The sequence below is a fragment of the Spirulina sp. 06S082 genome, assembly GCF_034932145.1.
GTDB lineage: Bacteria > Cyanobacteriota > Cyanobacteriia > Cyanobacteriales > Spirulinaceae > CCY15215.
The window spans coordinates 1-19,799 of sequence record NZ_JAYGHV010000026.1 but is presented as its reverse complement, the minus strand read 5'-3'; the positions used below and the strand labels follow the sequence as shown (position 1 = coordinate 19,799).

Annotated in this window: 18 protein-coding genes and 1 pseudogene; 5 read left to right on the top strand and 14 right to left on the bottom strand. The window is 43.4% G+C overall.

Annotation, left to right across the window (positions count from 1 at the left end):
* The 5 genes from VB714_RS04025 to radA form a co-directional block, all read right to left on the bottom strand.
* On the bottom strand, window positions 1–410 hold a 410-nt coding region (locus tag VB714_RS04025; protein ID WP_323221420.1), incomplete at its 3' end, for a DnaJ domain-containing protein.
* 163 nt (window positions 411–573) lie between these two features.
* Entirely contained in the window at window positions 574–1,437 is an 864-nt protein-coding gene (locus tag VB714_RS04020; protein WP_323221418.1) for a fructosamine kinase family protein, read from the bottom strand.
* Between the two features lie 33 nt (window positions 1,438–1,470).
* Window positions 1,471–2,334 (bottom strand): type II CAAX endopeptidase family protein, encoded by an 864-nt coding sequence (locus VB714_RS04015; protein WP_323221416.1) that lies wholly within the window; start codon window positions 2,332–2,334, stop codon window positions 1,471–1,473.
* Between the two features lie 117 nt (window positions 2,335–2,451).
* Window positions 2,452–3,978, bottom strand: a complete 1,527-nt coding sequence (gene purH, locus VB714_RS04010) for a bifunctional phosphoribosylaminoimidazolecarboxamide formyltransferase/IMP cyclohydrolase (RefSeq protein ID WP_323221414.1) — start codon at window positions 3,976–3,978, stop codon at window positions 2,452–2,454.
* 131 nt (window positions 3,979–4,109) lie between these two features.
* Window positions 4,110–5,630 carry a DNA repair protein RadA gene (radA, locus tag VB714_RS04005; RefSeq protein WP_323221411.1) on the bottom strand — a complete coding sequence of 507 codons (1,521 nt, stop codon included), beginning with the start codon at window positions 5,628–5,630 and terminating at the stop codon, window positions 4,110–4,112.
* Window positions 5,631–5,893: 263 nt separating this feature from the next.
* Here radA and rpaB point away from each other — a divergent pair, with 263 nt between their 5' ends.
* Entirely contained in the window at window positions 5,894–6,625 is a 732-nt protein-coding gene (rpaB, locus tag VB714_RS04000) for a response regulator transcription factor RpaB (RefSeq protein WP_204106568.1), read from the top strand.
* A 29-nt stretch (window positions 6,626–6,654) separates the two neighbouring features.
* On the opposite strand, the gene VB714_RS03995 is transcribed toward rpaB, so the two are convergent.
* Genes VB714_RS03995 through VB714_RS03985 form a run of 3 tightly spaced genes read right to left on the bottom strand, consistent with a single transcriptional unit; the run spans window position 6,655 to window position 7,568 of the window.
* Entirely contained in the window at window positions 6,655–6,822 is a 168-nt protein-coding gene (locus VB714_RS03995) for a hypothetical protein (RefSeq protein WP_323221409.1), read from the bottom strand.
* A 6-nt stretch (window positions 6,823–6,828) separates the two neighbouring features.
* Complete coding sequence (locus tag VB714_RS03990; RefSeq protein ID WP_204106570.1) at window positions 6,829–7,161, bottom strand: XisI protein; 333 nt, start codon at window positions 7,159–7,161, stop codon at window positions 6,829–6,831.
* A complete protein-coding gene (locus VB714_RS03985; protein ID WP_323221406.1) occupies window positions 7,149–7,568 on the bottom strand; it encodes a XisH family protein in 420 nt (139 codons plus the stop codon). Before VB714_RS03985 ends, VB714_RS03990 begins: the two co-directional genes overlap by 13 nt.
* Before the next feature lie 336 nt (window positions 7,569–7,904).
* On the opposite strand from VB714_RS03985, the gene VB714_RS03980 reads away from it, so the two are divergent.
* Window positions 7,905–8,063, top strand: a complete 159-nt coding sequence (locus VB714_RS03980; protein ID WP_323221404.1) for a hypothetical protein — start codon at window positions 7,905–7,907, stop codon at window positions 8,061–8,063.
* Here the strand turns inward: VB714_RS03980 and VB714_RS27315 are convergent.
* From VB714_RS27315 to VB714_RS03965, 3 genes and pseudogenes are all read right to left on the bottom strand, one after another.
* Window positions 8,058–8,387 (bottom strand): annotated as a pseudogene (locus tag VB714_RS27315) (type II toxin-antitoxin system RelE/ParE family toxin). The gene VB714_RS03980 and the pseudogene VB714_RS27315 overlap by 6 nt on opposite strands.
* Window positions 8,362–8,661, bottom strand: coding sequence for a type II toxin-antitoxin system Phd/YefM family antitoxin (locus VB714_RS03970; RefSeq protein ID WP_204106574.1), 300 nt, complete (start codon window positions 8,659–8,661; stop codon window positions 8,362–8,364). Before VB714_RS03970 ends, VB714_RS27315 begins: the two are co-directional and overlap by 26 nt.
* A 265-nt stretch (window positions 8,662–8,926) precedes the next feature.
* Window positions 8,927–13,111, bottom strand: coding sequence for a S8 family serine peptidase (locus VB714_RS03965; RefSeq protein WP_323221400.1), 4,185 nt, complete (start codon window positions 13,109–13,111; stop codon window positions 8,927–8,929).
* A 227-nt stretch (window positions 13,112–13,338) separates the two neighbouring features.
* Here VB714_RS03965 and VB714_RS03960 point away from each other — a divergent pair, with 227 nt between their 5' ends.
* A complete protein-coding gene (locus VB714_RS03960; protein ID WP_323221399.1) occupies window positions 13,339–14,658 on the top strand; it encodes an NB-ARC domain-containing protein in 1,320 nt (439 codons plus the stop codon).
* A gap of 12 nt (window positions 14,659–14,670) precedes the next feature.
* Window positions 14,671–15,651, top strand: a complete 981-nt coding sequence (locus VB714_RS03955; protein WP_323221397.1) for a tetratricopeptide repeat protein — start codon at window positions 14,671–14,673, stop codon at window positions 15,649–15,651.
* 11 nt (window positions 15,652–15,662) lie between these two features.
* Here VB714_RS03955 and VB714_RS03950 read toward each other — a convergent pair whose 3' ends face one another.
* Complete coding sequence (locus VB714_RS03950) at window positions 15,663–17,015, bottom strand: proton extrusion protein PcxA (protein ID WP_323221395.1); 1,353 nt, start codon at window positions 17,013–17,015, stop codon at window positions 15,663–15,665.
* A gap of 132 nt (window positions 17,016–17,147) precedes the next feature.
* On the opposite strand from VB714_RS03950, the gene VB714_RS03945 reads away from it, so the two are divergent.
* Complete coding sequence (locus tag VB714_RS03945; protein ID WP_323221393.1) at window positions 17,148–19,253, top strand: recombinase family protein; 2,106 nt, start codon at window positions 17,148–17,150, stop codon at window positions 19,251–19,253.
* A 98-nt stretch (window positions 19,254–19,351) separates the two neighbouring features.
* Here VB714_RS03945 and VB714_RS27310 read toward each other — a convergent pair whose 3' ends face one another.
* Both VB714_RS27310 and VB714_RS03940 read right to left on the bottom strand, forming a co-directional pair.
* Complete coding sequence (locus tag VB714_RS27310) at window positions 19,352–19,525, bottom strand: YHYH domain-containing protein (protein WP_416309598.1); 174 nt, start codon at window positions 19,523–19,525, stop codon at window positions 19,352–19,354.
* Window positions 19,522–19,668: a hypothetical protein gene (locus tag VB714_RS03940; RefSeq protein ID WP_323221391.1), complete on the bottom strand. Its 147-nt coding sequence runs from the start codon at window positions 19,666–19,668 to the stop codon at window positions 19,522–19,524. Before VB714_RS03940 ends, VB714_RS27310 begins: the two co-directional genes overlap by 4 nt.
* Window positions 19,669–19,799 lie beyond the last annotated feature (131 nt).

Sequence of the window (19,799 nt, the reverse complement as noted above, 5' to 3'; positions counted from 1 at the left end):
TTTTTTTGCGGTCTGGCGGTGGTGGTGCGATAAGTGCGCGGTCGCGTGCTTCCTCCCCCCAAACCTCCTAATAAATCGTTGATAAATTCTTCAAAACTACCATATTGACCAAAATCAAAATTACCAAAATCGGCGGGAGTGCGTCCAAAACCCCCGCCGGAGGTTGCGGTACCGGCTTGTCGCCAATATTGCCCAAATTGGTCGTATTTCTTGCGTTTGTCGGGATCGGAGAGAACTTCGTAGGCTTCGCTGATTTCTTTAAAACGAGCTTCTGCTTTTTGATCGCCGGGGTTGCGATCGGGATGATATTTAAGCGCGAGTTTGCGAAAGGATTTTTTAATCTCCTCTGCACTTGATGTTTTGCTCACCCCGAGGATGGCGTAATAGTCTTTGAAGTCAGTCGATGCCATCAACAGCAGTCTCCTCTTAAAATGTTATTAATATAGAACTTCTTGCCTAGCTGGTGGGAACTCGCGATCGCCGATCGCGTTTTAGCACATCTTAACAGCATTAAGAATAACAAAATTAGGGAGGCGATGAAGTTCGGTTCTCTGGGTAATTTGCTAAACGGTCTTAGGATAAAAGCCTAGTAATGGTTGTACTGGCTTGAGATTCATAGCCGCCACCAAACAAGTTAAAATGGTTGAGAACATGATAAAGATTATAGAGAGACTTGCGCCCTTCGTAGCCGCGATCGAGATGCCAAGTTTGATTATAACCGCGATAAAAGGCGGCGGGAAAGCCTCCGAAAAGTTCTGTCATGGCGAGATCGACTTCGCGATCGCCCCAATATGTCGCCGGGTCTAAAATGACGGGTTCGCCGTCTACGGTACAGGCTGCATTTCCCGACCAGAGATCGCCGTGAACGAGGGAGGGTTGGGGTTGCCAAGATGCTAAAATTTCTTTCACTCTGGTGACGACTTGTTCAGTATTGGGAAATTTTCCACCGCGTCGTTTAGCGAGACGTAATTGAAAGCCGATGCGCTGTTCGGCAAAAAACTGCCCCCAATTTTCACTCCAAGGATTCATTTGGGGGGTAGAACCGATGGTATTATTGCGAGTCCAACCAAAGCGATCGCTTCCTTGGCTTTGATGCAGGTTGGCGAGGTGTTTTCCCATCAATTCCCAAGCGCGACTATCCCCTCGTCCAAATTCCAGCCATTCCATGACAATAAAGCTGTTTTCTCCCGCGATGTCGTAGCATAAGGGCTGAGGAATGCGAATAGTTTGGGTCTCATACATTTGCTGCAATCCCATATATTCTGCTGCAAACATTTCGATTTGATTGGCTTGATTGATTTTGACGAAGTAGGCGCGATCGCGATCGCTAACGCAATAGCTTTGGTTGATGGACCCACCCCCGATCGAACGATGAGCGGTAATCTCAAAGGATTCTCCTGTTATTTCTGAGATTTTTGCTGCAATTTCTTTCCACATTATTTTACTTTAACTCTCGATTACCCTTGGGAACTATCCTAACATTCCGATCGATCTCGAAATCTGTTCGGAGTCTAAAGGTGCAAATGTTGTAAAAATTGCCATATAGATTCCAAAAAAGATCGTAGCCATTAAAGCCGGAGTCCAAATGAATTCTCTCGTCTTAAGGTTTATCTCTGCTTTTTTCACTCGAAAAACTTTTAGCCAATGTGCGGCGATCGCAAAGGCTATCATTGCAATAATAAGAGCCAGAATTCCTACTATTAACTGCGGGTCTTCTTCTTCCAGTTCAGGGGGAAGAAAGGGAAAAACGCCAAAGATGAGTCCGTTATTAACAACATGAGGAATCACCGCTAACCACCAACTGCCTCGATTTTGGACGCATCGCGCCAGGAGAAATGAGCCTGGAATAAAGGCTAACAATTGGATTAATGTTCCGTGAACTAGGGCAAAAATAAACGAGGTTAAAAGTGCAGCATAAATTGGCGATCGCGCCCTTTCGTAAGCGCGTAAAGCAACACCGCGAAAAGCAAATTCTTCGTACAGAGGAACAAATATAGCGCCACTGATAAAAATAAAGACTTGTTCGATCGTTCCTGCTGGAGTTTCCCGTGCAAAGACTTCTAATCGTGCCAAATAATCGGGGAAATAGAGTGCAATTAAAGTTCCCCAAAAGAGAACTAATCCGAATGTCACCGTTAAATCTAATATGGTTAAGGCGATCGCAGTTTTCCAAGGAGGAGGGGTTTTAAAGCGGGAATCTTGGAGAAAAATACCAACAGTCTTGGGGAAAATAAACCCAAGTAAAATAATCATGCTCAATGATGCCAAACACTGTCCGGCCGAACCAAAAGGTGTTGCTAATATTAACGCTGTTAGCACTAATAATAACAACATCCCAAATAGAAAACGATTTGCAGAAATAACAGTTATCAACGATCGATGACCAATTATCAGTTATTAATTATTGAGGAAGAAAAAATATTTTTTCTCTTCCTCGTTGTCTCTTGAAATTTAATGTAAAAAGTGGCGAACTCCCGTGAGAACCATCACCAATCCTAACTCATTCGCGGCGGCGATCGAGTCTTTATCTCGAATTGAACCACCGGGTTGAATAATTGTTTTAATTCCGGCTGCAGCAGCAGTCCTTACACTATCATCAAAGGGGAAGAAACCATCACTGGCAAGACAGGCACCTTGTGTGGCTTCTCCTGCTTGTTCTAGGGCGATTTTGGCGGCACCGACGCGATTCATTTGTCCCGCACCTACTCCCACAGTAACGCGATCGCGGGTAATTACAATGCCATTTGATTTAACGTGCTTGGCAACTTTCCAAGCAAACAACATCTCTGCTAATTCTTCCTCGCTGGGTTGCTTTTCTGTGGCGATCGCCCAACTGTCGCGATCGTCTACAATTTCATCGGCGGCTTGTACTAAAACTCCTCCAGCAATAACTTTAGCGGTTGTCAATGCTCCTTCATTAAAATTCGGTAGAATTAACACTCGCAATTTAGATTTTTTCCTGAGAATTGCCTTTGCTTCTTCATCGCAACCGGGGGCGACAACGCATTCTAAAAACGTTGTTTTCAATGCTTTAGCTGTAGGAACATCAATGGGTTGATTAAGGACGACAATGCCACCAAAAGCAGAAATAGAGTCCGCATTAAATGCCTTTTCGTAGGCTTCTGAGAGACTGGATGCGATCGCAACGCCGCAAGGATTGGTATGTTTTAAAACAGCAGCAGCAGGTTCAACTGTAAACTCCTTAATAATGCGTCTGGCTGCTTCCAAATCGACTAAATTGTTGTAACTGAGTTCTTTTCCTTGCAATTTTTCCGCGATCGTCCAGCCTTGTTCTCCTGTTTGATACCAGGTTGCTTTTTGGTGGGGATTTTCGCCATAACGTAGCGTTTGTAACGGTTTTGCAAAGAGAGAAAAAGGCGCTTCTGTTTCATTTAAACCCGCAAAATAAGTCGAGATAGCGCGATCGTAAGCCGCCGTCATCATAAACCCTTCCATCGCCCTTTTCTGGCGAAATTCAAGAGAGATTTCCCCACTATTCTTGCGAAGTTCTTGTAGATAATCTTCGTAGCGATCGCCGTTGCATAAAACCGTTAAATGTGCATAGTTTTTCGCCGCCGCCCGCAGTAATGTCGGACCGCCAATATCAATCTTTTCAATCGCTTCTGCAACAGTAACATTGGCTTGAGCAATGGTTGCTTCAAAAGGGTAAAGATTCACCACAACTAAATCAAAAGGGCGAATATCATTAGCTTCTAATTCCTGCAAATCTTGGGGAATATCTCGACGGGCTAAAATTCCCCCGTGAATGCGAGGATGCAGCGTTTTCACCCTTCCCCCCAAAATTTCCGGCGATCGCGTATAGTCGCTAACTTTAGTAACAGGAATTCCTGCATCTTGAATAACCTTAGCGGTGCCTCCACTGCTGAGGAGTTCAAAATCAAACTCGTCAACCAACTGACGGGCAAATTCAACAATTCCAGTTTTATCAGAAACACTCAGCAGTGCTAGTTTTCCCATGAAAGTCCTTTCCTAATCTCGACAAGCCTCGATCATTATCTCGCACATTTTTGCCAATTTTCGGATTATTTATTTTTTCTCTCCAAAATAAAGCGCGATCGCCTTTTCAATTGAACCTATTGATCGATAATTTAGGTTTCTTCAAAATCTTCCTCCTCATCAGGATCAGGCATACTACCAAAGCGCGGTTGAGGAGGAATTGCAGCCACGATCGCATCGATCACCTTATTCACCGGAATGATATCCAGCCCCAGATCGTCAGCATAGGCCTGTCCTTGGGGTACAATTGCTCGCTTAAATCCCAATTTCGCGGCCTCCTTCAATCGCAATTCCATTTGCGATACTAACCGCACTTGTCCCCCCAAACCCACCTCTCCAATTAATACCGTGCGGCGATCGACAATGCGATCGCGGAAACTGGCTACCACGGCGATCGCAATACCCAAATCTACAGCCGGTTCCGCCACCACTAACCCCCCAGCCGAAGCCACATAAGCATCCAATTTCGATAAAGGCACCCCCACCCGCTTTTCCAATACCGCCAAAATTTGTTGCAGGCGACTATAATCGACTCCCGTCGTCGATCGCCGAGGTGAGGTGTAGCTAGTGGGACTCACTAAAGCCTGTAACTCTAACAAGATCGGTCTTGTCCCCTCACAAGCCACCACCGTTGCCGTCCCCGGTGCCGATTCTTCCCGATTGCCCAAAAATAACTCCGAGGGGTTCGCTACTTCCTGTAAACCGCGTTCCACCATCTCAAAAATACCGATTTCGTGAGTTGCCCCGAAACGATTCTTCACCGATCGCAATAAGCGATGGGAGGCATAGCGATCGCCTTCAAAATACAACACCGTATCCACCAAATGTTCCAAAACCCTCGGACCCGCGATCGCCCCTTCCTTGGTGACGTGACCGACAATTAACAGGGTAATATTCTCCCGTTTCGCCACCTGCATTAATGCCGACGTACACTCCCGCACCTGTGCCACAGAACCAGGCGCAGAAGAGAGAGAAGAAAAATAAAGGGTTTGAATACTATCAATAATCGCCGCAGAAGGCCTAAGTGATTCTAGCTCTCTAATAATCTCCTCTAAATCCGTCTCGGGTAAAACATACAGGTTTTCCTCTGCCGTATCTCCCTGCGGTTTCTGCCCATGGCCGTTAGACTCGATCTGTTCAGTTTCGGGGATATCTGCCATGCCCACTCCTAACCGAGATGCCCGCAGTTTAACCTGTTGTCCCGACTCCTCAGCACTCACATAAAGAATAATTCTCTCTTGTGCTAATTGATGGGCGGTTTGCAGCAGAAGTGTTGACTTCCCAATCCCCGGATCTCCCCCGATTAAAATTAACGCCCCCGGTACCAGACCTCCCCCCAAAACGCGATCGAACTCCCCATAACCCGAAGGAAATCGCATTTTCCCAGCATCAGAGATTTCCGAAAATCGCTTTGACGATCGCGGTTCCGAGACTCCTTTTTTGCTTCCAGGATGGGGTGAAGACTGCCATCCCGTTCTTTTATTGGTATTTCCCGACGGTATGACTTGTTCCTCGAGAGAACCATAAATGCTGCAATTGGGGCATTTCCCCAACCATTGAGGTGAGTCCGCACCGCATTCGTTACAAACATAAATTGTTTTCGCCTTGGCCATGGCAAATAGAAGTTCGGAGTTTATATCACCATTTAACCGTACTCAGATTTCCTGCAATCAAATTTGAAAAATAAAACAAATCTTAATACTTAAGCAAATCTTAAAAACTCCCAAAGCCAATGTTAAAATTGAGGGCTTATGGTCTGAAATTTGCCAATAGGGGATATTCTATAAAGACAAGTTAGGCGGAAAATAGCGCCTGGCGCATTAAGTCTTAACTCTTAAATAAACTCAATTCGCGATTTAGAAGGAGTCCTAATTCCTTGGAAACTCATAAAGAAAAAATTCTTGTTGTTGATGACGAAGCCAGCATTCGTCGTATTTTAGAAACGCGCCTCTCCATGATTGGCTATGATGTCGTCACGGCTGCGGACGGAGAAGAGGCGATCGAAACCTTCCGCAATACTGAACCCGATTTAGTGGTTTTGGATGTCATGATGCCCAAACTTGACGGGTATGGGGTCTGTCAGGAGTTACGCAAGGAATCCGATATTCCCATCATCATGCTAACGGCTTTGGGGGATGTAGCCGATCGCATTACGGGGCTAGAATTGGGGGCAGATGATTATGTAGTCAAACCCTTTTCTCCCAAGGAGTTAGAAGCGAGAATTCGTTCTGTCCTGCGACGAGTCGATAAAAATGGCGTTTCTGGGATCCCCAGTTCTGGTGTCATTCAAGTCGGTTCGATTCGCATCGATACCAATAAAAGACAAGTTTACAAGGGAGACGAACGCATCCGCTTGACGGGGATGGAGTTTAGTTTATTAGAATTGTTGGTCAGTCGTTCTGGGGAAGCCTTCTCGCGATCGGAGATTTTGCAAGAAGTTTGGGGTTATACTCCCGAACGTCATGTGGATACGCGGGTCGTGGACGTGCATATCTCGCGCTTGCGGGCTAAATTAGAGGACGATCCCAGCAATCCGGAATTGATTCTCACTGCACGAGGAACGGGGTATTTATTCCAACGCATTCTCGAACCAGGAGAAGAGTTTTGATCTTCTCTTGCACTTCTTGTCCCCACTAATCAACTTTTGTACTCCTGAATGCGTTGTTGAAAATGGGTTATTATATCTTGGGTTAAACCATCATCGGGATCGACTTGTTCTCGTTTTTTTAAAATGACTTCAGCTTCTTCTTGAGAAACTTTTCCGAGTTTTTCAAGGAGTTCTGTGAATTTTTTCTGTTTTCTCATAAGAACTTAAGCGATCGCAAATCCGGTAAATTGACGCACGTAAGGCGCTCTAAATCCCAAAACGATATCGGTTTTGGGAACACCCAATTCTATTAACTGATTGGCTAATCCTTCTTCTGTAAAATCGCGCTGAATCCAAATCTTTCCCTCTTTAATATCAATGTGAATTGGACATCCATACATTCGTTCTTCATCATGCCATCCCACATTCAATAATAGATAGCGATCGCGATCGCGATCGAAAACAATTTCTGTAGTTTCCTTGTCTTCTTCAGATTGTTCACCAGCGTGTTGATTGATAACTTTTTCAACCAAATCGCGATAATTTAATCCTTCCATAAGGTTATCTCCTGTTTCTGAACATGAAATACCATTACGTCGATCTGATACCGTTCTAAAACAGCCTGTACAAACGAATCGCTAAAAAAATCTTGATAAATATCCGTAGGTACGGCTAAGTACAGCTTTCGTTCCGGTTCTAACTGTTCTAATGCTACCCGATAATTGAGAAATTGACCAATCGCTGTATGAAACTCGGAAACTGCTGATAGACCCACAAAACTTTTAATTTCCACTGCTATTTTGCGGGTTTCTGTTTCTGCGGCGAGTAACTTTTCAGCACCAAGGTCTATATTAATCTTAAACTGTTGAGTCAATTTCAAAAATAGAGGATCTTTTGTAATGATCCATCCATCTTTTTCTAAGGCAGTTCGCACTATATTATGAAAGATATCTTTAGCTGACATTGCTTTTAAAAAGCAGATGAGATTCTAGGTTATTATAGCTCTATATTACCTTGTATCCCTAAAAAAGCGATCGCCTTTCTGGGATCGAGAGATGCGATCGCTCGGGTTGGGAGGGGCGATCGCAAATATTGTGTTAGAATGAGAGTATTTATAAATCGATAAATCGATGAATATTCAATTCAAACCCGAACATCTCGAATTTATCCACGCAAGAATAGAGAGCGGTCGTTATCAATCTTTTTATGAATCGCTACATTATCACTCTTTCTGCGAGTCGTACATGGATCGAGAGATTTAGAAAATCTATTTGAATCAGATGAGGATATTTCTTAATATTTGACTGTTGGATGTGCGATCGCCTCATTCGAGGGTAAGCGAACGGTCAATTCCGCTCATTTTAACTTGCGATCGCAAAACATTTTCCTCTCCTATTATTTTACCAAAAACGCGATCGCCTTTCTGGGGAAAAGAAAGGCGATCGATATTAATTTATAACTCCTCTTCCCAATCTTCAGTCGTTAGAGGTGCTTGTTTGCTGTGACGAACGTGAATGATATAAACTGTATCGTCTCGAATTACAAATAAAATCCGGTACGCATTTTTTCGTTTGCCATAGAGCAGTTGTCGTACTTCTTCCGGAAAGACCTCATTTTCAATTGCGAAAGAACATCTTTGCGGTTTTTCTTAGAGTGTTGCTAGTTTGTTCATTAATCCCCGAAACCAACGATCGGCTGTGTTGGCATTCCGTTTTTTTAGCCATTCGTAAGCCATTTCAATCTCAATTTCTGCCTTTCTAGCAATCCGAACTTGAAATACCATGTTTTTGCTGCATTTCTTGTTGAAAGTCTTCTAAGGAGCGAGTTCGTCCGGCATTAACGTCTTCTAATCCTTCTTTAATGCCTGTAATTGCTTCTAGGTATTCCATCATATCTAGCAGCTTTTGATAAGAAACTGCATCTTGAACGATTAATTCTGCTTTACCGTTCACGGTTAATACAATTGGGTTTCCTGTTTGTTTCATCTGTTCGATAAATTCAGATGTATTGCGTTTGAAGTTAGATAGAGATTGAATATCGCGACTCAGGTTGAGCATGATGGGGATTGCATTAAATTTACACTCAATTTAATGTTACCACATTTGGGTTAAAGCGATCGCTTTTCTGCAAATGCTGGCGTTAAAGCGCGATCGCGCTTGGCATTATTGTACTCTCCGCTACTCTATCCCAATGATGACCAATTTTTGAGGAAAGGCGCGATCGCATTCTTTCAGAAACCAAAAAAGCGATCGCATTTCTGGGGATGAGGAGGTGCGATCATTTGAGTTGTTGTTTATGGGCTTGGGGTCGGGGTGAATGTCCTCAAACTTTTCTGAGAGAAGCAATCCAAGCCATTTTGTAATTTGCTAAGTCATTCCAAGTCCATAGTGTATCTTCGCCAGCCGTATCATATGTACGGAAATGATTCAAATGACTCCACTCTATGCCACTTGAACCTGTTAGGTAGGAACGACCATATGGATCATCGACAATGATTCCATCTTCTGTGATGGCTTGTAATCGAACAATATGACCATTAGTGCTAATGATCACAGACTGACCATCACGCAATTTTTGCTGAACTTCCGTCTCGTACCATGAGCGATCCTTTATCCCAAGACTGTTGTTATATAAATCTGTTTCGACATTAAATTTTGGCATAGCATTAGGAAGCCAGCTTCTCATAGCAATATAGTTTCCTAGATTTTCCTCGACTCGAAATTGGTTAAGAGCATCTTCAAATTGAGTGTCAGAAGTTAATTCCAAAGCCTCAACTCCTTCATAGTCATCTATTGAAACTCCAAGATAAGATAAAGCCATCGCCAAAGAAGTTAAACTACACAACTGACCACCCCGAGTTTCTATAAATGTGCCATCTGAATAAGTAGCTTGATTATCACGCTGACTACGATATTCAACTTTACCTTGTAGCTCTTCGTACAAGTCCCCCTTCTGCTGAGGATCGGTAACCTGTTGTTCAATCAAACTACGGAACTCTTTGATTTCCTGAGTCGTTAAGCGATCTTTCGCTAATAACTCATCCAGACGACCCGTTGATGCTTTCCAATTCATGCCAAAACCTGCATCACCTTGATTTTCGTAGTAGTAGTTAACGACATAATATTCACCAGAATTCTCAGGAGTAAAATCGTGGGTCTTTGCACTACGATTATTTTGCCATTCATTCTCTGGTGTAATTGCCTCCCATTCACCACTTTCAAGATGTTTTGCCCAAATTTGATAACCATCATCCCCACGAGCCATGAATTCATATTCAATACCCTTCGTGAAATTAGTTTTCGTGTAAGCCTTCATCAAGAAGTTATCGGATGGTAAATTTTGATAAACACCATTGCGATCTACTAATCCACCCGTTGTAGATTCAATTTCCAATCCATTGCGAGTTTCACCCCATGAAAAAGTCCGTTGATTAGAACCCAAATTAATCGTACCAATCAAATTCAAACCCTCACGATTTTGTAGGTTTTGATGAATATTGGTTGGCTGTCCATCAATAGAATTCCACGTAAATACTTCTGTTTTCCAGTCCTTTGATTCATCAATTTCAATAGATTTAGGAATCGTTGTTGGAGAATTACCGTTAGAATTTCCTGAACCATATTGATACCATGCACCTTCATTTTCATTGGGCTGAACGACTAAATGCCCATTCTGATAGTAGTAAGTTTTGACTCCATTACTACTTTCTAAAATCCGTACAAAATCACCTGAATCTGAAGGAACTCCTTTTAATGAAGAAAGATCGATTGAAGTTGATGGAATAGAAAAGGTTAAATCATAATCTGTCTCATCACCAGAGCGACGCTGAACTTGAGCATAATAAGTTCCAGCGTTTAGATTTTCCACGACAATAGAATCAGGAGCATTCTTCTTGTTATTTGATTTTTCCATCCTGTCCTGATTAGAATCGTACAATCGCAGATCTGCATCACCTGTCATCCCGTCCAACAGAAGATTCAACGTAGTTGTTTCACTGAGTGTGAATTTGAAAAAATCCTCATTGTCACTATCACCAACCCAATCGGAAATTGTCTTCAGGTCTGTTAATGTTCCTAAATCTCGTGCTGTATCAAAATCATTATCATCTCCACCTCCTCCATTTCCGCCAGTGGAAGAACGTTCTTGCGAAACCCAAGTTGTTGTTGAATTGGATGTCTTTGGATTTTGCTCGTCAAAATTTAGTACCACTGTGTAAGCATCTACATCACTCGATCCCTTTCGAGCAATTTTGAGCCTGTAGGATACATCTTCATCAAGGTCGAGTTTAGCGTAGTCAACCGAAGCAGTTGGGTGAGGTGTAGCACTCTTGACGAATTCTAATTTACCGTTTTGAACTCGATAAAGTGTTGCTGTTGCTTGAGAGGTATCAATCGAAAACTGCAAATCGACATCGCGATCGGGGTGAATTGTAATCATATCGTAAGGATTTCCATCATGAAGATATCCTTGGTAAAAATTACGACCAGATGACTCTGCATAAGCTAATTCTACAGGGCGCTCTTTAGGAGTAGAAATGCCTTCACCGCTCCAACTATCCGGACTTAACAATACATCAGGATCGTAAACTTCCCCTTGCGTCACCTTAGCTAAATTGATAGCAGCAGCCATATTCAGCAAACCCGCACCTGTTTCGCTATCCCATCCCGGTACGTTTAAATCCGTTGCGGTCTTCTTTAACAACGCGATAACCTGACGGTAACTCAAATTTGGATTAGCCGCCCAAACTTGCGATATTGCCCCCGTAACCTTCGCCGTCGCTACCGAAGTCCCCGACATCGTACCGATACCATCCCCAACCGTCGAGAGAACTCCATTCTCTATCGTTCCTCCATCGGCGACAATATCCAAACCGCGACCGTAACTGGAATACGGCGATCGCTCAAACGCTTCATCGGTCTGATTGACCGAGCCAACGGTAATAATATTATCAAACTCCTGGGAAGCCTGACCCAACACCGATATCACACCACCATCATTCCCCGCAGCAGCAACAATCAAAACGCCATTTTGCCTGGCATATTCGATCGCGCCCCGTTCCTCTGGGGTAAACTCATAACGAGTCGTCACCGTGCCATCGGCATTCACTTGCGTTAAATCCAAACTCAAATTAACCACCGCATTCGGCTGTCCTGACTCCTTCGCTGCATTAACGAACTCAACCAAAGATGCAGCCCATTGACCCGAACCAATAGCACGACCCACCCACAAAGGCGCATCGTCATCAATACCATCAATACCGATCCCATTATCCCGTTCCGCCGCAATAATTCCCAGAACGTGGGTGCCGTGTTCGTTCCCTTCTCCTGCATTCAATAGCGGATTGTTGTCTCCATCAATAAAATCTGTTCCTAAAGTAATATTGGTGTAATCCAGATCGGGATTATTGCCGCTAAATCCCGTATCGATAACTCCCACCAAAGGTCGATCGGCGATCGCCTCCAACCTCGTGTAAGTTTTGGCATACTCAATCAATTCTTTCGCTAAATCTTCCCCGAGCCAATCTTTCTGAGGATCGATCGCATCATCTAATTGAACGGCTTTCCCCGTTGCCCCTCGGATTTGGAAAATGAAGTCATTGTAATCGCGATCGAACCATTGATGATCCGGACGAACATCTTCAAAAACAAAAGTATTACCATCCCCCGTCACATCAGCAATTTGTCCCCCGTGCAATCCATCCTTGGATTTTGATGTTCCTAGAGAAAAGAGGGGGCTTTGTGCGCCACCGATCGCCGGTTTTTTGGCTACTTTTGCCACTGTTCCATTGGGAATCAACATCACCCCAAAGCGATCGCCTGAATCCATCGAGAAAGACTTAACACCCAGATATTCTCCCTCATTCCAACTTTTTTTCTCCCCTAAAGCCCCCGTAAATTTTGCCCCTTCAGTGCGATCGGAAATCACCACATAACCTCGTTTTGAATTGCTCAATGCGCGATTTGCGGCTTCTTGGATAAAATCCTTGGAATCGAGTTCAAACTTCTCCATTCCCTCCAAACTGAAAATTGCCAATTCTCCTTTGTATTTACCCCCATCAAACAGGAAATCAATTCCCACCTCTCCACTTTTTCCCACCGTAAAGACACCTTCATTAAATACAGGTTTCGGGGAAATCGATTCTGTGAGAGAGACGCTAGAAATGACCTGGCTATCATTCTCCCCGACCAATTCATCGGCTTTATAAATCTGACCTGTTAACGCATCATAGACACCATCTGTATCGTTAGTTGTCGCTGATGTTTTCAAGGTGACAGTCGATAATTTGCTTAAATCTCCACCCGTAAAGTTGGGCAGAAAATTATTTGTCGTTTCCACATACTCCGATGCCAATTCTAACCCCGTCTCCAGTCCCGGTAAGCTAGTTCCTGCTAATGTGGAGCGATCTTGCGCTGCAGCCGGAATCATTGTATTGGGGGGTTCTAAGCCAAGTTGACTGGGGGAACTCGCCCCTAAAACCGAAGTCTCGTCTAAAAAAGATGCGTCCATGATCAGTTTCCTTACTACCTATTTCTTTCTCTGGAGAATTGGAGGATTTTTATGCAGTCTCCAGCGCGAATCATAAAAAAATCTCAGGTCTGCCCTTCAGGATGACGCAAATCGATTCTCCCAAAAGACCACCAGTAAGGGTCAGTTTTGGCCAGATTGCTGGAAATCTTTAAAAATCGAGGCAGAGAATAATGTAAAATAAAGCGAGTCTAAGCCGAGTCACTACTATGTCATCTGTTAAAGCATCTACCGAAGGACTGGAAATCGTCGATCGCGCTAGAAAGATGAGAAAATGGGATAAATATGCCTCGATTTGGTGCGAACAAGCGCAAGTTTCTCAAACTACCCTGAAGCGATTTTGGCAGAGACAAACCCCCATCCGACGCGATAACTTTGAAGCGATTTGTCAGGCGATCGCCTTAGACTGGCAAGATGTAGCGGCACCAGAATACCTTCCCATTGCAACGCCCAAAAATCTCCCTAAACTCAATTACATCCCCGATAAACGCTGTCGTAAAGTCTGGGGACGCGATCGCCTCATCCAAGAAGTGCTTAATGCTCTCACAGACCCTCAAGAACTTTCTATTCTCTCTTTAAGTGGCCCTGGGGGATATGGTAAAACTGAAGCAGCACGACAAATTGCCCGAGCCACTCTAAAACGACATCTTTTTGCTAATGTGCTTTGGGTGACAGCCAGACAAACGGAATTAGTAGGCGATCGCATCAGTGCAGAAACAGACTCGGATATTTTGGACTCGCGGCAATTTCTCCATCAACTCGCCATTCAACTCAATTGTCCCAGCGATCGCGTCAGACAGCATCTCCGCGAAGAAAAATATTTAATTATCCTCGATAATGCCGAAACTGCCGATGTAGATAGTATTCTCGCTAAACTGACTAAAATATTAAATCCTAGTCGCGCCCTCCTCACCAGTCGCCTGCAAACTAATCCTCCTTATGTGAAATTGTTACCGATCCAAGGACTGGAAGAGCATTGGTGTTGCGAACTTTTGCGAGATGAAGCTAACTATCAAAATATTCCTGCACTACTTGAAGCCGATCGCGAACAACTTCACACGATTTACGAACTGTCTTGTGGTGCCCCTTTAGCCTTACATTTTATCGTCGGTAGAGTCCTCCACGATCGCACTCTCGACCCCGTTTTAGAGGAACTTAAACAAGCTAAAGGACGAGTAGAAACTTTTTATAAATTTTGCCTGAATACAGCATGGCAGCAAATTAACCCATCATCTCGGAATATTTTACGCTATATGGGACAAATGGATGCAGGAATTTTAGGAGAAGAAATCTCTCAAGTGGGGAAAGTGGAGGAAACAAATTTACCTTCAGCTTTGACAGAATTGCGCCGTTGGTACTTACTAGAAAATCAGAAAGATTGTTTGGGAAATTGGCGCTATAGTCTTCATCCTTGGGTGAGAAATAGTATTCGCAGCAACTTAGTCGATCGCTGGCAACCTTCCTTAAAAGATATCGAAAATATTGCCAAATATAAATTTAATATCGATCTCGATGGCGACATTATCTAATGATTAAAATCTATGAATACTAATATTACTATCCTGGAAGAACGCAAAAATATTTATAGCATTTTGAAACAATGCGAAAGACTGTGTTTGTCTGAGAGAGAAGAAGGCGATCGCCAAACCTCAGCAGCAGAGGATCGCACCTTGCAACTCCTTTATGAAATCTGGGAAAAAGTTAGCACTGACTTATGGGAACGAGGATACTGGAATGATTATTTTCTCTGCGGTAATATTGTCCTAAAATGTGCGAAAACCTTACAAAATTTGGCGATTACAGCACAATTATTAGCAGAAATGGGCTGGATTTCAATGGAATGGAAATATTATAAAACCTCTCAAGCCTACTTTCAGGAAGGAATCGAAAAATACCAAAAAATCAATAATACAAGAGAGCAAAGTAAACTCATTCGCTATTTAGGAGTATTGCATTATTCTCAAGGAAAATTATCGGAAGCTCTTGCCTATTATCAGCGATCGCAGGAAATAGTTCAAGCCCACCAACATTTATTTGAGACGGATGTAAAATGGGCATTACAAGAAGCAGAATTACACGATTGTATGGGTGAAATCTATTTAAAATTTAATAATTGGAAAAAAAGTCAGCAAGAACTTTCCCTCTCTCTGGAAAAATATCGCCTTATCTCGCAAAAATACCCGCAATATCGCTATTATCAAGCCGATCCTCTTATGAATTTAGGACTTTGGCATTTTCTCAAAGGAGAGGGAGAACAAGCCAAAATTTACTATCAACTTTGTTTGCAACTTTGTCAAGAAATTAGCCGCACCGATGCAATGGCGAAAGTTTTATTAGAGATGGCAAAATTGGCGGAAGCAGAAGGGGATATTCAGGAGGCGATCGCCTTTGCCGATCGCGCTGAAACCATTGCCAAAAGAGAACATTTAAGCATCCGCGATCGCGCTGCTTGTTTGCGAGAAAGACTGCAAAATGATGAACCCCAAGGTGACTGGGCGATCGCCAAAATTAAAATTCTCTAATATTTTTAAAACTATTCATTCATAGTTTTATAAGTCGCAACAGCAGAAGGAGAAATTCGGTTTAAATAACGAAATATCCAGTACTTTAAAACCGTATCGAGAATGACGGGAAATGTGGCAATAAAGAGAAAGTCAAAGTCGTGACTTTCTGGCAAACCAAAATGGCGCGTGATTCCCGATAAAATTACTTCCCAACCGTGAGGAGAGTGGAATCCTACAAACATATCAGTAAAAAGAATAATTAAGAATGCTTTGGCTGAATCGCTTAACCCATAGACTAATTCATCAATAAAACCTTTAAGTATTTTAACTTCCTCCTGACTGATAAAAATCACCCAACCAAAAGCAATGACGGAAGCGAGATCGGCAAAAATATTCGCGACGGCATCGGCACCGCGATCGCGATATTTATCTGCTAATTCTTCAACTTTTAAATTTAATTTTTCCTCGATTTCTTCTTGATTTAATTCGGGGGATATTTTTAAAAATCGGCTGAATTTTAAGGTTCTTTCATACTCTTCCAATTCTTCAAAAGCCTCGTCTTGCAAATCTTTATTTAGAAAAACAACCTCATTTTGTTGATTGAAGAAATTATGGGCGATCGCGGGCTTAAAAATAAAAGTTTTTGTTAATTGATGAGTTAATAATGGTATAATAATTAAAAGTAATAAAAACTTAATTGAAAGAGAAGTTCGATTGCGATCTTGACGAAATTTATCGACGACTTCTTCTTCGGATTCCTCTGCATTCGGTCCAATTTCGCGTTTAATTCGGTTCAGAGTACTTAAAATCGATCGCGGAACGACTCCCCTTTTATTAACTGCACTTTCTAGATTGTTTTTGTTATTGTCAATATCGATAGATTCAATTAGATTTTGACTATCAAATTTTTGTTTAGTTAAACTGCGAGACTCTGATTTTTTGGGAGAGAGTTGTTTCATCTCTTTAGCTGCAACTAAAGAAACAGATAATTTCTCCGGTGACAATCGCTGAGGGGCTTCATATTTAGAAATAACTTTATCAATAAAATCGAGTTTTTCGAGAATAATTGAGGAACGTTCTATTGAAGTCAAATCGGCATAGGATAGGCTGGATTCATCGGGATCGTTGAGCCAGTCTCGGGTAGCATTAAATTCAGCCAAGCGAATCTTTGCTTTTTTTAAATATTTTTTGACTTCCTTTTCAAATAACGCCAAGACGCGATCGCTGCGATCGCAAGTTTCCGCACAAACCTTTTGTCCTTGAAAATGGTCGTTTTCCACCGCTTCAATTTTCAATGCTGCACGATAGGCTTCATCAAGAGCGCGTTCTGGAGTACCATAGTACCATCGCTTAGAATTGCGAATGATATTTTTAAATTTCATGATGTTGCAATTTCTCTTCTCAAGAAGATAAACAAGACTAACCACAAGCTGTACGTGGTATGGTAGCAAACTCAACCGCCATTATTCCGTTCTCAATTACCAATTACCGATTACCTATTACCCATCTCAAAAATGTCTCTTTGGATCGTCGGTACAACTCGCAGTGGCAAAACAACTCGTCTCGTTCAAGAATTTAAGCAGTGGTTGCAAGAAAAACATTCTCCCCTGTTACCCAAAGAGAAATTGCAGCCGATTACTCCAGCCATTCTCATTTTTGCAGCCAACGATAATAACCGTCGTACTTTAGCCGATCGCCTTGCGGGGGAAGTCGCTGGCAGTTATCCCCTCGTTGCTAAAACTCCCCTCGGTTTTATTGCCGATGAAGTCACCTTATTTTGGCCGCTACTCTTCCAACGCTTAAACCTAAAAGCACAGTTTCCCTTGCGGTTGCGTCCCGAAACCGAACAAGAATTGGCCACCCAACTCTGGCGATCGGCATTAGATCGGGAAAACTTACAAACCGTTGGTACAACTGAATATAAATTCATTCGCCAAACCTTAGACCTATTGCAACTCGCAGGGGCAAGCGGTATTCCTTGCGAAGATATTCCCGAACTGTTAAAACTGGGATATACAGAACCCGAGTGGGAAAAATTACCTCAAACCAGCGAATTACGGGGAAAATTATTACTGCAATGGCGACAGTGGTGCTTAGAACGAGGACTGTTGAGTTATGGCATTATTTACGAACTCTACTGGCGCTATTTATTGGACGATCCCATTTACCAAAAACACCTGCGGCGCAGATTTCAAGCTATTTTCGCCGACGATACGGACGATTATCCCGCCATTGCTAAAGATTTATTTACTTTTTTCCTCGATGAGGGTATTTTTGCCGCCTTCACCTATAATCCCAACGGGAAATCAAGATTGGGACTCAATGCTGACCCCAATTATCTGTCCCAATTGAGCGATCGCTGCGACACGATAGAAGAATTAAAGCAGCCTTCGGGACTCTCGGAAGAACTGGCAGATATTGCGATTCAATTGGCGATCGAACCCGTCATCCTCCCCAGTTTGCCCCCATCGGTGTCCCTCCTTCAAGCTATTTCTCGGGCAGCCTTATTGCGTCAAACCGCCGAATTTATTATCGATACCATCCAACAAAAACAGATTGAACCCCGAGAAATTGCCATTATCGCCCCCGGTTTAGACGCGATCGCCCGCTACACCCTAATCGAAATCCTCACTCAACGAGGCATCGAAATTGAACCCCTCAACGAACAGCGACCCCTCATTAGTTCCCCCCTCGTCCGCGCCCTTCTCACCCTCCTCCCCCTCGTTTACGACGGCTTAGGGCGTTTGTTAGATCGGGAGGCCGTAGGGGAAATGCTAGTTATCTTAAGTCGGCGTTGGGAAGATAAAGAAGAAGACAGGGACGGACGTTTTATTGCCGATATCGATCCCGTCCGGGCGGGAATTCTCGCCGATCGCTGCTACTATCTCCATATCGACCATCCTCACCTCAAACCGGGAGAAACCTATCCGCGTTGGGATCGCCTCGGACATCGCGCCATGACCGCTTATGAGGGCATTCGCCATTGGATCGAAGCAGCCAAAGCCCGCCAACAAACCCCGCGCGCCCTTTTAGATCGCGCCATGAAAGACTTTTTGTGGAATGGTAGTAATTTAACCTATCCCCAACTGGCCGCCCTGCGAGAATTAATGGAAACCGCCAGACATTTTTGGGAAACCGATCGCCGACTGCGCCAAAACGAACCCCAAGGGCGATCGCAAACCGATACCATTGCCCAATTCATTCAACTCCTGCGCCGAGGTACCATTACCGCAAATGCTCGTCCTGCTAGACCTTGGGGGGCGATCGAACCCAACGCGATTACCCTTGCCACCATCTTTCAATACCGATCGCTGCATCGTTCCCATCGCTGGCATTTTTGGCTAGATGTAGGCTCAAATCTGTGGCAACTGGGGGGTTCTACCAATTTATTTGCTTCTCCTCTCTTTCTCAAAGATTGGTCGGGGTTTCCTTGGATGCCAGAAGACAATATAGAGATGGATAAAGAACGCTTAGAACGAGTTTTGCGGGATTTATTGGCACGGGTAGACGAAAAACTCTATCTCTGTCACAGCGACCTCGCCGTAAATGGAACCGAACAAACCGGACCGCTTTTATCTTTTGTTCATGCCGCTTTACCTTTGGCGATCGATATTTCTTAGTAATTTTCCCGAGTCCAAAAGAAAAAGAAAAGCTAGAAGAACACGCTAAAAATCCTCTCTCTACGCTGTGCTTACCTCAATGGTACTTTTTCTTAGAGCTATTTTTGCCCACGTGATGTTTTTACAAATTTGAGATGCACCCGAGAATTGCCCGTGCTGCTGTCTTGATGGCATCCCTTACTGTTGGTTCTGCCGGAATGTCCGAATGCAGGAGCAGCAAGGGATAGCGCTACTACTAGGGTTAAAGTTGGTATATTTGATTTCACTATCATCGAATCTCACTGAGGGCATTTTTATATTTTAATGGTTTTAGCATGACTGACTCACCCCGACTCACCCTGTTGCCTTCACCAGCAAGACAATCCCCTGTCGTCCCGTCACCCAAACAGTAAGCTAAAACGCGGCTAAGTGACATATACTAAGGATAGTAGATTTGGAGAAAAGAGAAAAAATGCCAGCCAAGAACTGTTTATCGCCAGAAGAAAAGAAAAATTTACAAGAGGCGATGAGAAATGAAGAAAGACCAGAGGTAAGAGAAAGAATATT

Bases quoted from the DNA above. Each gene is read 5' to 3' on its own strand.
- VB714_RS03965 (WP_323221400.1), bottom strand. From the start codon at position 13,111: ATGGACGCATCTTTTTTAGACGAGACTTCGGTTTTAGGGGCGAGTTCC.
- VB714_RS03950 (WP_323221395.1), bottom strand. From the start codon at position 17,015: ATGAAATTTAAAAATATCATTCGCAATTCTAAGCGATGGTACTATGGT.
- VB714_RS03955 (WP_323221397.1), top strand. From the start codon at position 14,671: ATGAATACTAATATTACTATCCTGGAAGAACGCAAAAATATTTATAGC.
- VB714_RS03940 (WP_323221391.1), bottom strand. From the start codon at position 19,668: ATGTCACTTAGCCGCGTTTTAGCTTACTGTTTGGGTGACGGGACGACA.
- VB714_RS03960 (WP_323221399.1), top strand. From the start codon at position 13,339: ATGTCATCTGTTAAAGCATCTACCGAAGGACTGGAAATCGTCGATCGC.
- VB714_RS04020 (WP_323221418.1), bottom strand. From the start codon at position 1,437: ATGTGGAAAGAAATTGCAGCAAAAATCTCAGAAATAACAGGAGAATCC.
- VB714_RS03970 (WP_204106574.1), bottom strand. From the start codon at position 8,661: ATGCTCAACCTGAGTCGCGATATTCAATCTCTATCTAACTTCAAACGC.
- VB714_RS03985 (WP_323221406.1), bottom strand. From the start codon at position 7,568: ATGTCAGCTAAAGATATCTTTCATAATATAGTGCGAACTGCCTTAGAA.
- VB714_RS03995 (WP_323221409.1), bottom strand. From the start codon at position 6,822: ATGAGAAAACAGAAAAAATTCACAGAACTCCTTGAAAAACTCGGAAAA.
- VB714_RS04015 (WP_323221416.1), bottom strand. From the start codon at position 2,334: ATGTTGTTATTATTAGTGCTAACAGCGTTAATATTAGCAACACCTTTT.
- VB714_RS03945 (WP_323221393.1), top strand. From the start codon at position 17,148: ATGTCTCTTTGGATCGTCGGTACAACTCGCAGTGGCAAAACAACTCGT.
- VB714_RS27310 (WP_416309598.1), bottom strand. From the start codon at position 19,525: ATGATAGTGAAATCAAATATACCAACTTTAACCCTAGTAGTAGCGCTA.
- VB714_RS03990 (WP_204106570.1), bottom strand. From the start codon at position 7,161: ATGGAAGGATTAAATTATCGCGATTTGGTTGAAAAAGTTATCAATCAA.
- purH (WP_323221414.1), bottom strand. From the start codon at position 3,978: ATGGGAAAACTAGCACTGCTGAGTGTTTCTGATAAAACTGGAATTGTT.
- radA (WP_323221411.1), bottom strand. From the start codon at position 5,630: ATGGCCAAGGCGAAAACAATTTATGTTTGTAACGAATGCGGTGCGGAC.